The sequence below is a fragment of the Paenarthrobacter nicotinovorans genome (assembly GCF_007670255.1).
Lineage (GTDB): Bacteria > Actinomycetota > Actinomycetes > Actinomycetales > Micrococcaceae > Arthrobacter > Arthrobacter nicotinovorans_B.
This window is the reverse complement of the sequence record NZ_SZVS01000002.1, coordinates 57396-69742: the sequence shown is the minus strand read 5'-3', so window position 1 is coordinate 69742 and position 12347 is coordinate 57396. Positions and strand designations below refer to the sequence as shown.

The window sequence follows — 12347 nt, the reverse complement described above, 5'->3', positions numbered from 1 at the left end:
TCTTAGTCGATCTCGACGTCGTTCTTCGCAACCACTACCGAATCGCTGATGTCGTTGTACTCAACATCGAGTTCGTTGTCGGCCACCACAACGTTGTCCTCGACGTTGGTGTAATCCACGTCCACATCGCCGACGGTGGTGGAGTTGTCCTCGGTGTAGGTCAACTCGTTGTCCGCCACCACGATCGAATCGTTGATGACGTTGACATCGTCCACTTCCACATTGGTGGAGTAGTCCGGCGAGTAGTCCAGATCCAGTTCGTTGTCCTGGACCACCACGGAGTCGTTGATGACCTGTACGTCCTCCAGATCCACGTCCACGTCGGTGGAGTTGTCGTTGAAGGAGTTCGTGTTGGTGTTGGTGGTGTTCGTTGTGGTGGTGTTTGTGTGCGTGGAGCTGTCCTCGTTGAAGGAGTCCCTGACATCAAGATCCACATCCACATCGACGTCGGTGTTGTAGGAATCGTCGGTGTTGTAGGAATCCTTGGTCACCGAGTGGTCCGAGTAGTCGTTGCCCACGGATACGTCGTTGTTGTCGCCGCTGGTGTTGACGTGGACGGAGTTGTCCACCGAGTGGTCATCGGTGTTGGTGGTAGTTGTTGTGGTGGTGGTGTTGCCCGAGTTCGTGACGTCGTCACCGGCAGCAATGGCACCGTCACCGGAGGCAGTTACGGCATCCTGGTTGAAGAACTGCGTCACGTCCCCATCGGCCCAGATGTTCTGGTTCACCGACTGGTCCGTGATCGTGTCGCGGTCGTCGATGGTGGTGGTGTACGAGTAGTTGTTCACCACGTGGACCAGCTGCTGGACTGCGTGGGCGTGGTCATCGTGGCCACCGCCCCAACCACCGCCGGCGCCACCGCCGCCGTGCTCGTGATCGTCGTCGTGCTCATGGTCATCGTGGCCACCGCCCCAACCACCGCCGGCACCGCCGCCGCCGTGCTCGGGACGTCCTCCGCCCCAGCCGCCGCCGTCGTGCTCCGGGCGTCCACCGCCCGTAGTGGCGTGGTTGCCACCGGTGTTGTATTCACGGTCGAACGAGGACCGCGCATTGATGGGCGCGTAGTCCAGGACCACCGGACGGACGGCGTCCACGTCCGCGGAAGAAACGTCGCGCAGCCCTGCGGCGGCGAGGGCCGCTTCCGGATCACGGACGAAATCTTCGGCGGCATCGGGGTCGTTGAACAGGCTCATCAGGAACTGCACGAGCTGTTGTGCGAGTGTTGGCATTGGACTGCTCCCTCAAATTCTGTGATGGGTGGTGATTGGCCCGGCGCCTTTGCCGGGCTTGCATTCAACGTATTGCCGACGCCAAGGGCCGGGCATCGGGGGTGGTCCCCCTACCCGCTGCCCTGGCGTTAGGGGATCGAGGGGATTTCCGTTAGGGGGTTGGGGGGGTACCCGTTACGGAGGCGGGTACCCCTCCCCCAATGCCAGGCGCAGCCGGATCAGGAGTTCGGAACGGTTTTCGGCCCCCAAACGGCGGCGCATCCGGGCTACGTGGTGCTCCGCCGTGCGCGGCGAAATGTAGATGGCCTCGCCGATCTCACGGTAGGTCTTGCCCTCGAGGATGAGTCGGCCCACTTCGCGTTCCCTGGCACTGAGCCCTGAGGGGTCCTGCAACCCGGCAGCGCCACCGTCACCGGCAGGAGACACCTCAGGTGGCATGGTGGCGCGTTCGGTAGAGGCAGCTTGGGCAGTTCCTTGGGGATGGATATCGCGGGCACAGGCCAAGAGCCTCACCATGTCCCGCCGCTCGTCGGCATGTGCGGCGGCGTGACCGGCCAGGCGTGCGCCTTCCCATGGCTGTCCAACGGTGGCCAAATCGCGGGCGGCAGATTCGACGTCGGACGCTGCAAACCGCCCGGCCAGGACCGAAACCCACGCCTTGCCCGCCGCGGCGAGCACGGCGGCCACATGGCTGTGTTCCGACGCCCGGACCAGCGCAGCTGCGTGTGGTGCGAGTTCGGCCGGGCTTTCAGCCAGGAGCGCGGCCTGCATGGCGGCCCAGTGCACAGGTACGGACCACAAGGGAGCATCCGGCACCCGCTCGAGGAACTGCCACACACCCTCCAGGTAATGCCCAACCCTGCGGGTCTCCCGCAACCGTGCGGCGGCAATCATGAGCTCACCCCACGGCAGGAGGCTGAAAAGGTCCACGGAGACGTGCATCATGGCCTCCCGTGCGCGGTCCCAGGCGAGCACCAGCTCGTGGACTTCGCTGCCGCGGCGTGCCAAACCAACGTCCAGGGCGGCCAGGAGGAAGTCGTCCCGGGGTGAGAGTGCCCAGTGGTTGGCCTTGACCGCCTCATTGATGGCCAGACGGGCCTCATCCGGGTTGTCTTGCTGCATGGCAGACCACGCCTGCAACAGGAATAGTCTGGGACGGGCAACATCGCCTCCCTGCCCGGCTGCCAGTGCCGCGTTCAACACGGTCTCGGCAATGCCGGGTTCGCCCGTGTGCAGGGCACATATGGCGGCAAGGGCCGCCGGCGTCTCGGACAGGGGGATTGCTGACCGGGCGGCATTCATCATGTCCGAGGCCCTGATCAGTTCGGGAAGTGCCGTTTGTGGTCTGGGTCCCAGCGTCCGGAGCAGTCCTTGCTGGGTCAAGGACAATGCCACGGCCAGCAGAGTAGGTGAGCCTGCCGGGGATGCCAGCGCTGCCAACTGTTCGGCTCCGGCAACGTTGCCTGAACCGATCATGGCCACTGCCGCCAGTGGGGCCGAGCTGTCGATCCTGTCCGGGCCCAACCACGCATAGCTTTCGGCGCTCCGTGCCAACATGCCCCGCTGGGCCCATACAGCCGCGGCCACGTCAACAGCCAGGCGAAGGTCCGGGGCGCCGGGGGTACCGACGAGGCGGTCTACGATCCTGCCGGCTGTATCCAGGTCCCCCAGGGCTGCTGCCGCCTGCGCCCGTTTGGCCGCTGTGGCGGACTCCTCACCCCCGGCCAGCAGCGCCTCGGCATAGATTTCCGCTGCAAGGCCCGGGTCGGTATCCACGGCGGACCCTGCCGCCCGTTCGAGTTCCGCGACGACACGCGGGTCCTGATATCCGTGGCGCGCCAGCTGGCGGGCCAGGTCTCCCAGCGGACGGCCCTGCGCCGAGATCATGTCCACCAGTTCCTTCTGCAGCTCCCGGATCCGCACCGGCGGTGTCACCCTCAGCAGGGCATGTTGGACTGTTCCCACTACGGAACCGTCCTGCAGTAGCACTCCGGCGTCCTTTGCCGCGCCGGCTATGGAGTCCAGGTCACTATCCGCCAGGCTGCCGGGCAAAAGGGAAGGAAGGGAAAATCCCACGGACAACGCCAGCAGAAGCTCACGCACGGCCTCCGGCTGGCCGGTCAGTTCAGCTGCGGTCTCCCCTTCATGCGCAGGATCGCCGGGAAGGTGATTGTCCCGTCCGGACTGGAACCGTCCGGACTGGTGGTCGTGTCCCGCCATGGGTCAGACCGCCGGGGTCAGCGCGGGATCCGGGTTCGGGCTGGTTTCGGATGGTACTGGGGCCGGGTCCGGGTTGGCTGGTTGGGTGGGCTCCTGCTGTGGCACGGTCGGCTCGGGCGACGGCGGCACCGGGTTTTGCGGCGCCGTCGGTTCCGGCTGGGGAACGACGGGGTCCGTCGACGGCGGTGGGACGCTCGGGTCCGTAACGACAGGAGGCGTTGTTGGATCCGTTGCAGGTGGCGGCACGGTCGGTGGGGTGGTGGCAGGAGGTGGTGTGGGACCACTGGCAGCTCCGCCGGTGGGTTCAGGAGTTGGCGTGGTGGTTCCCGATCCCGGCGTTCCGGGTGCCGGGGCACCATTCGTCCCGGTGCTGCCGCCCGTCCCAGGGGCGCCGCTTGTGCCGCCGGTCCCTGCCGAGCCCGCCGCGCCACCGGTTCCTGCCGAGCCCGCCGCGCCACCGGTCCCCGCCGCCGTCGAACCTGCCGGGGATCCCGCCGTCGAACCCTGGCCGGTCCCCGCCCCTGTGCCTGGCCCGCCGGATCCTGTCTTGCCGGAGCGGGCAGGGCTCTTTCCCGTCCCCGTCCGCGTCACCCCAGCCCCAGCGCTTGCCTCGAGTCCCGCCGTCGGACCCCCAGCCGCTGGCGCAGCCCCGGGCGCTGCCCCGCTGCCGGCGTGCGGCGGGCCGGCCGGGGTAGCCTCGCCGCGCATGACATCGGCTGCCTGGCTACCGAACATGGAAGCGAGTATGCCGTTGCCTTCTGGGCTCTGCGCCGCCGTCGCGGTGGCAACGGTGAGCGCCGTCGCCGCGGTGACCGCTGCTGCCGCCAGCCGCAGGCGGGTGCGGGGTGCATGGCCGGATTTGTCCGCAGACTTAGCGGCACCAAACTTCGCGGCACCGGGGTGAGGCCTGGCGACGACGTGCGGCCGCGCTGGTACAGGACCGGCGGAAGGAGCAGCAACCGGAACGGCCGGAGCAGCCGCAGCGTCCATGCCTGCCGACATCCCGGCCCCTGCCACAGCCGCCCCCAGGCAGATGGAAGACTTCGGATCAGCGTCAACGGCGATGGGCCGGTCGAGTTCCACCGAAATCATCCCAGCCACCAAGGGAATGCGCGATGACCCCCCGATCAGCAGGACAGCACTCAGCTCCGCGGGCTCAACGTTGATGCTGCGCAGGCTGCGCTCCAGTGCGTGCACCGTTTCCCGGATGGGCGCCTCGATCAGGGCTTCGAACTCGGAGCGGACCAGCCGCAGCGTCCGCTGGGTTCCAGGCAGGGCGACGGCGATGCTGGCTTCGCTGTCCATGGAGAGCGCTTCCTTCGCCTCCCGGCATTCCCGCCGCAACCTCGATAACGATGCTTTGCTTTCGGGATCCTCCGGATCAAGCCCCTCGATGGCCTCACCCAGGTGGGCGATCACGTGGCGCAGAACGGCGGCGTCGAAATCGGCGCCGCCAAGGGTTTCAATGCCGTCGGGACGGCCCAGGAGCTCGAAGGAGCCGGGGGCCGTCTTCCGCAGAACCGCAGTATCGAACGTCCCACCGCCGAGGTCGTACACAGCAACGGTGCTGCCGTCCTCCACCCGGGTTTGGGCCGCATAGTGCAGGGCCGCAGCGACAGGTTCACTGATCAGCGTGACGTCCGTCAGCCCGGCAAGGTTCAGCGCCGCGAGGACGGTTGAGGTGCGGTGCCCGCCCCAGGATGCGGGGTGCGTCATGATGATCGACGCCGGCGAACTCCCCTCGCGCTCTTCGGCTTTATCCACCACCCATTTGGCCATGGTGGCGTACACGTCCTCCGGGGCCAACCACGACTCACCCACGGCAAGCGGAACCGCGTCACCTATGCGCCGCTTGAACTCCCTGACCATCCGCCCGGGATCGTCCAAACCCCGGCGCTCAGCGATCTCCCCCACCAGGATCCGGCCATCAGCTGCATAGAAAAGAACCGACGGCACGGCACTTCCCTGCAGCCCCAGCGGCAGGATTTCAGGAGTTGGTGTGGAGCCCCCAGCGGGTCTGATGAGGGCTGCTGCTGTGTAACTTGTCCCGACGTCAATGGCGAGAACATAGCTCATGGGTACCTCGAAAGATCACGGCACGGCGCGAGCGAGCGGCTTCACTTGCGGATCCTGAACAAGTTAGCACCTGCTCCGGAACGGCAAAAGGCTTATTTGCTACACCGATTTGTCAATTTCTTGGTCCCTGAAATGACTATCCAGGTAAAGCTCCTGCTCAGGGCAGGAGTGTCTCCTAAAGCCCGGAGTATGAATGCAGGCCGTTGAAAACGGTGTTTACGAGGGTGAAGTTGATAATGACGCAGGCATAACCGACGATCGACAACCACGCTGCGCGGGTTCCGGTCCAGCCGCGCGTCGCACGGGCATGCAGGTACCCGGCGTACACAACCCAGATCACGAAGGTCCACACTTCCTTCGGGTCCCAGCCCCAGAAACGGCCCCAGGCTTTCTCAGCCCAGATGGCGCCGAACATGAGGGTGAACGTCCAGCCGATGAAGGCGATCGCGTTGATGCGGTAGGAAAGGTTTTCCAGGCTCAGTGCGTTGGGGACCACCCGCATGAAAGCCAGGTTGTCCTTGCGTCCTGCGGCCAGGTTCTTCTGCCGGTACGACTGCAGCAGCTGCAGCACGGACATGGCGAAGGTCAGGGTGAACAACGCCGACGACAGGACGGCGATGGATACGTGGATGATGAGCCAGTAACTCTGCAACGCGGGAACCAGGTGGCCGACAGGGGTCCAGAAGGACACGGAAGCGGCCACCAGCATGATGATCGCCAGGCCCAGCACGAACGTGCCCAGGAACCTCAGGTCGCGGCGGATCAGGGTGATCAGGAAGACGGCCACCGCCACGAACGCACCCGTGGTGAGGAACTCGTACATGTTGCCCCACGGGACACGGCCGGCGCCCAGGGCCCGGGTTACGACTCCTGCGCCATGGATCAGGACGCCAAGGACCGTCAGGGCAACAGCCACCCGCGCCGGAACGCGTCGTTCGGCCGTGTACCGCATGTCGCCCGCGGCGGTTCCGCCCGCGTAGGTGGGGCCCGACGTCGGCCGCTCGGCCCGCCCGACCGGCCCACCGGCGTCGGGACCTGACAAAGCAGCCCCAACGCGACCGGCGCCGACAGCTACCTTCTCGCCGGTGGAGATGGCCGCGGCCTTGAGGTCCACTGCCTGGAAGGTCTTGCTGCTCTTCGCCAGGTCCCAGGCAAAAGCGATGAACGCCACGGTGTACGTGCCGGCGGCCAACAGCATGAACAGCTCGCTGTACTGGCCCAGGGTTTCGTTGATGGCTGGCATTACTGGTCCTTCGAGGTTGAGGAAGAGACGGTTCGCGGGGCGGGGGGCTCCGTCGGGTCGGGGATGTTCCATTCGCGGGCAAAGAGTTCACGCAAAGCTGCGGCTTCGCCTGCGAGTCGGTGGTCTTCGCCGCGGGCAAGCAGGCCGTACTCCACCATGGTGCGGCCGTCCTCGTGCGTCCCGGTACGGACCCACACGCGGCGACGGTTGACGTACAGGGAGACCATCAGGCCGGCCACGGCAAGCAGGCCGAAGATCAAGGCGTACAGCTGGCCCGGGTTGTGGTGGATGTCAACGCCGATGTACTTCTTGACGCTGTCGAAACTGATGCTTCCCTTGCCTTCGGGCAGCGTGGCGCTCTGGCCCAGACCCAACACGATACCGCCGGCCTCGAGCTTGCGCCCGTTCAGCTGGGTGAGGTTTCTGACGTCCAGTTCAAAGACGTTCTGCGGCGCGCCATCATCCAGGCCCAGGTCACCGTAGTAGGAATCCAGGGTCAGCTGGGGGTTGGCCAATGCCGGGTCGGCGCTGAAGGAGATTCCCTGGTCCGACTCGAATGCGGTGGGCAGGAAGAAGCCGTTGAAGCCGAGTTGATCGGGCTTGCCGTCCGGGACCTTGATGACAACCGAGGAGTAGTAGTTGGCACCCTGCACTTTGGCAGTCACAGGTCCCTGGAAGGCCACATTGCCGTCGCCGTCCCGGACAGTGACCACAGGCGCGTAGCCGTTGCCCGTGAGGTACAGGCTGGTTCCGCCCAGGGAAACGGGGTCGTTGACCTTGAGCACTTGCTTCTGCTCGGGGGCGTCCGGGTTCTCCTTGGTGGTGACCTCGGCCGTGTAGTCGATCGGCTGGCCGGTCTTCTTGGGCGATTCCCGGTCGAACGTCGCTTGGAACTTGTCCAAACGGAGGGAGTACGGCTGGAGCGAGCTGCTCTGGAAGTTGGTCCCCGGCGTGAACTGGTCGTAGCCCACCAAGGTGTTCACGAACGTTTCGCCTTCGACCAGGATGCGCTGGCCGCTGTACCCGAAAAGGCCGCCGATGGCCACGGACACCAGCACGCCGATCAACGAGGTGTGGAACACCAGGTTGCCCACTTCCTTCAGGAAGCCGCGCTCGGCGCCCAGGGACGGCAGGGCGCCGTCGACGTCCCGCACTTCGACGCGGTAGCCGCGCTTCTTGAGCAGCCCGGCGGCATCGTTGATGGCTTTCGACGCCGGAATCCCGGCGTCGGCGGGCAGCGCCAGGGTGCCGTACTCCGGAAGCCGCGACAGGCGCTTCGGGGTCCGCGGCGGCTGGGACTTCATGGCCTTGTAGTGCGCGATGGCGCGCGGCGTGACACAGCCGATCAACGAGATGAAGAGCAGGATGTAGATGGCCGAGAACCAGGCTGAGGAGTAGACGTCGAACATCTGGAGGGCGTCAAGGAATGGCCCGGTTGCCGGGTTGTTCTTGATCCACTCCGTGACGGTGACCGGATTGGCGGCGCGCTGTGGGAAAAGCGAACCCGGGACTGCTCCCACAGCAAGCAGCAGCAGCAGGAACAGCGCCGTGCGCATGCTGGTCAGCTGGGTCCAGGCCCACCGGAGCATGCCTTTGAATCCGAGCGCAGGTACCGCGGCCTCGGATTTGGCCTGCTGGAGCTTTCCTTCCGCTGTCTTTTCAGCGGCTGGTGACTTCTTCTTGGCTTTCACGGACCCGCTCATCAGATTGGCAACTTCACGTCGTTTTGGAACCAGTACTGCAACTCGGTCACCCAGTGACCCCACACACCGGTGGCCATCAGGATGCCGAGCAAAATCAGGATGCCTCCGCCGATCCGCTGGATGGCCAGCCGGTGCTTGCGGAAGAAGGACATCACACCCATGCCGCGGCGCACAGCCAGGGCGATCAGGAGGAACGGGATGCCCAGGCCAAGGCTGTAGATGAACGCCAGCAGCGCACCTTTGGCAGCCGAGGAGCCGCCGGAAAGGCTCAGCAACTGCACGGCGGAGTAGGTCGGGCCAATGCAGGGAGCCCAGCCCAACCCGAACGTCAGCCCCAGGAGCGGAGCGCCCCACAGCCCGGCCCGTGGTTTCGCGTGGATCTTGGCGTCCCGCTGCAACCAGCCGAACCCGCCCATGAACACCACGCCCATGACGATCACCAGGATGCCCAGCAGCTGCGTGATCCAGGCGTTCTGGGGGCCTGTCAGGAGGGTGCCGAGCTGGCCGAAGGCACCGCCCAGGAGCACGAAGATCACCGAGAAGCCGAGGACGAACAGCCCGATTCCCGCCAGCATGCGTCCCCGCCGCTGCTTTTCAAGATCGACGCCGGTCAGTCCCGTCACGTACCCGAGGTACCCGGGCACCAGGGGCAGCACGCACGGCGACAGGAAGGAGACCAGCCCGGCCAGCAGCGCCACCGGCACTGCCAGCAGCAGGGAACCGTTGAGGATCGTCTCGGCGAATGGACTGTTCACGGCGACTACTCGGCCACGGCTGAGGTGATGAGGGCCTTCAAGGTGCTCTTTTCAATCTCCCCGAGCACGCGGGAGGCCACTTTGCCTTCCTTGTCCAGGACCAGGGTGGTGGGAACAGCACCCGGAGGGACGATGCCGGACACGGACAGCAGTACTGACCCGTCCTTGTCGTTGAAGCTCGGGTAGGTGAGGTTGAACGTCTTGTCGAAGGCCTCGGCGGTGGCTTTCTCGTCCCGGAGGTTCACGCCGAAGAACTGGACACCCTGGTCCTTGTATTCCTGGTGCAGGGCTTCAAGTTGCGGGGCTTCAATACGGCAGGGCGCGCATGCGGCGAACCAGAAGTTCAGCACAGTGACTTTGCCCTTGAGGTCCTCGGGTTTGACTTCAGTGCCGTTGAACAGCGTGCCTTTGAGGGCCACGGGTGCTGCACGGTCAGCCTTGGCAAATTCTGTCACCGAGCCGTCACCTGCAACGTAATTCTTGTTGTCACCGGCTTTGGCCTGCTCCGCAAGGGAATCCTTCTGCGCGCAGGCGGAAAGACCCATGGTCAGTCCGGCCAGCAGGACACCGCCGGCAGTAAGAACGCCGCGGCGGGAGAGGTTGTTGTCCATGTCTTCCTAAGCCCCCGGGGTGCTGGCCGCGCCGGGAAGCAGGGCTGCAGCGGGTTCGCTGTACTCAACTCGGATGATCTTGCCGTCGTCGTCCAGCGTCAGGGAGGTAAGCGACGTCAAGGTGCATTCACGCTTGCGCGGATCGTGTGCCAGCCGCCGTCCCTCGGCGGTCAAGCGGGTGGTCCAGATGGGAAGCTGGTGGCTGACCAGGATCGCCTCGGCGCCATCCCCGCCCAGCTCAATGGCCTTCAGGCGGGCATCCTCCACCGCCGCCAGCACACGGGCTGCCTGCTGCTTGTACGGCTCTCCCCACGACGGGCGCAGCGGGTTGCGGAAGTAGAACCAGTGCTTGGGCTTGAGGAACTCGCTCTTGGTGGGATGGAGTCCTTGGAAGTGGTTCTCGGCTTCAATGATCCGCGGCTCGATGGTGACCTTGAGGTTCAGCGCTTCCGCCGTCGGCATGGCTGTTTCCTGGGCGCGCGTCAAGGGCGAGGCGACCAGATGCACGATCTTGGCGCCCTCGGCGGCTCGGGCAACGAAGTGGTCGGCCAGCATCCGGGCCATCTCACGGCCGCGCTCGGAGAGGTGGAATTCCGGCAGTCGACCGTAGAGGACGCCGTCGGGATTGTGGACCTCGCCATGGCGAAGCAGATGGACAGTTGCTTGGGGCATGTTTACCAGTTTCTCAAAGAAGCGGGACGATCCGAAATCTTCTACCGCAAGTAGAACTCAAAAATTTCCCGAAAAGTTCCACGGAGTTGGAATAAAAGATGCATATGCATGTTTATACTAGACACGAAGCTCGGTTGACGCTTCAAGCAATTGGTTTCAACCAGGCAAGCACGCAGTACCTTCCACTACCTATAGGAGCAACAACCATGATGACCCTCCCCGCCTCCGTCACCACCGGCACCTGGACCCTCGACGCTTCCCACAGCGAGATCGGCTTCACCGTCCGCCACGCAGGCATCAGCAAGGTCCGCGGCCAGTTCAAGGACGCTGCAGCCACCCTCGAGGTCGGCGAAACCCTGGCCGACTCCAAGGTCAACGCAACCATCCAGACCGCCAGCTTCGACTCCGGCGACGTCAACCGCGACGGCCACGTCAAGGGCGAAGACTTCTTCGACGTCGAGAAGTTCCCGGAGATCACCTTCGTTTCCCGCCACGTCAAGGCCAACGGCAACAGCTTCGACCTCGTGGGCGATCTCACAATCAAGGGCGTGACCAAGGAAGTTTCCATCGAGACCGAATTCAACGGTGTGGCCGTGGATCCGTTCGGCAACACCCGGGCAGGCGTCTCGGGCGAAACCACCATCAGCCGCAAGGACTTCGGCCTCACCTGGAACGCAGTCCTCGAAGCCGGTGGCGTACTGGTCAGCGACAAGGTTGTCATCAACCTGGAACTCGCGTTCATCGCTCCGGCAGCTGCCTGATTCCACAACACCCCGGACGGCGTCCCTGCCCAGCCTCGTGCTGCAGGGGCGCCGTTTCGCATTCGGGCGTTTCGCACACACATGAGTCACCCGGCCATTGTTCGGCAAACACCCTGTATTTAGCTGCGAGTTGGCTCCGAATTTCCTATGCAACCTTCAACCTGCGGTCTACAGTGATGCCATGAGTACCCCAGATGAAGCACCCCAGCCACAGCAGCCCGGCGCCCAGCCACCGCAGCAAGGCAATGTTCCTCCTGCGGGCTACCAACCCCCAGGCGGTTACCAGCCCCCACAGGGCGGCACTGTTCCGCCCGGCGGATACCAGGGACAGCAGGGCTACCAGCCACCGACACAACCTGGCCAGTTTTCGCAGCCTGGTCCGGCACAGGGCGGCCCCGGTCAACCAGCCCCCGGGCAGCCGGGATTCCATTTCGAAATGCCCACCGATGGACCCCGCAACTTCAACGACGTCATGCCCCAGGGCGGATTCTCGGGAATCTTCAAGACACAAGGCCTGCCGACGGAATTGAAGGTGTCGTACTTCATCTGGGTGATCTCGGGACTCCTGGCCCTCCTCTTTGGGCTCATCGGGTTTTTCGCCATCATCGCGGCCTTCGCTTTCATCCCCGGCGTGGCAGCATTCCTGCTGGTACTCCTGATCCTCAGCCTGGCTGTAGCAGCAGCCCAGATTGTCCTGGCCATGAAGATGAAGGAAGGAAAGGAGTGGGCCCGCCTGGCCCTGACAATCCTTGCCGCCGTATCGCTGCTCCTGGCCATCTTCGGCTCCATCAACTCCGGTGCCCCGGGCGCTGGCTTGGGCGGCAACTGGTTCGGCTTCCTTGTCAGCGCCGTAGCCGTCGTCCTGATGTGGCTGCCCAACTCGCAGCTCTGGTTCAAGGCAATCAAGGGTCACGCCTAGCGCAACCGGAGCTACCGGCGTCGTCCTTCACCAGCGCTTTGTGAGCAGAAGGCCGCGGGCGGTCCTTAGGGGTCCCCGCGGCCTTCATCATGAAGACGTACTCCAACATGATGATTTTCCCTGGCCCCTTGAATTTCCTGCGTGTGGTATGCATCGTC

Annotated in this window: 10 protein-coding genes; 2 read left to right on the top strand and 8 right to left on the bottom strand. The window is 64.7% G+C overall.

The window, feature by feature from the left end; translation table 11 throughout:
• Positions 1-2: 2 nt before the first annotated feature.
• The 8 genes from FDP28_RS20465 to FDP28_RS03130 form a co-directional block, all read right to left on the bottom strand.
• Positions 3-1229, bottom strand: a complete 1227-nt coding sequence (locus FDP28_RS20465; RefSeq protein ID WP_186313491.1) for an IniB N-terminal domain-containing protein — start codon at positions 1227-1229, stop codon at positions 3-5.
• 174 nt (positions 1230-1403) lie between these two features.
• Entirely contained in the window at positions 1404-3449 is a 2046-nt protein-coding gene (locus tag FDP28_RS03160; protein ID WP_144659163.1) for a LuxR C-terminal-related transcriptional regulator, read from the bottom strand.
• A gap of 3 nt (positions 3450-3452) precedes the next feature.
• Positions 3453-5525, bottom strand: a complete 2073-nt coding sequence (locus tag FDP28_RS03155; RefSeq protein ID WP_144659162.1) for an Hsp70 family protein — start codon at positions 5523-5525, stop codon at positions 3453-3455.
• 175 nt (positions 5526-5700) lie between these two features.
• A complete protein-coding gene (gene ccsB, locus FDP28_RS03150) occupies positions 5701-6768 on the bottom strand; it encodes a c-type cytochrome biogenesis protein CcsB (protein WP_144659161.1) in 1068 nt (355 codons plus the stop codon).
• Positions 6768-8471, bottom strand: coding sequence for a cytochrome c biogenesis protein ResB (gene resB, locus FDP28_RS03145; RefSeq protein WP_144659160.1), 1704 nt, complete (start codon positions 8469-8471; stop codon positions 6768-6770). Before resB ends, ccsB begins: the two co-directional genes overlap by 1 nt.
• The gene (locus FDP28_RS03140; protein WP_144659159.1) at positions 8471-9226 is read right to left on the bottom strand and encodes a cytochrome c biogenesis CcdA family protein; all 756 of its coding nucleotides are present in this window, start codon (positions 9224-9226) and stop codon (positions 8471-8473) included. Before FDP28_RS03140 ends, resB begins: the two co-directional genes overlap by 1 nt.
• Positions 9227-9231: 5 nt before the next feature.
• Positions 9232-9837, bottom strand: a complete 606-nt coding sequence (locus FDP28_RS03135) for a TlpA family protein disulfide reductase (protein ID WP_144659158.1) — start codon at positions 9835-9837, stop codon at positions 9232-9234.
• Between the two features lie 6 nt (positions 9838-9843).
• Complete coding sequence (locus tag FDP28_RS03130; protein WP_144659157.1) at positions 9844-10509, bottom strand: histidine phosphatase family protein; 666 nt, start codon at positions 10507-10509, stop codon at positions 9844-9846.
• 209 nt (positions 10510-10718) lie between these two features.
• Here FDP28_RS03130 and FDP28_RS03125 point away from each other — a divergent pair, with 209 nt between their 5' ends.
• Entirely contained in the window at positions 10719-11270 is a 552-nt protein-coding gene (locus tag FDP28_RS03125) for a YceI family protein (protein WP_144659655.1), read from the top strand.
• A gap of 181 nt (positions 11271-11451) precedes the next feature.
• Positions 11452-12189 carry a hypothetical protein gene (locus FDP28_RS03120; RefSeq protein ID WP_144659156.1) on the top strand — a complete coding sequence of 246 codons (738 nt, stop codon included), beginning with the start codon at positions 11452-11454 and terminating at the stop codon, positions 12187-12189.
• The last annotated feature ends 158 nt before the right edge of the window (positions 12190-12347 follow it).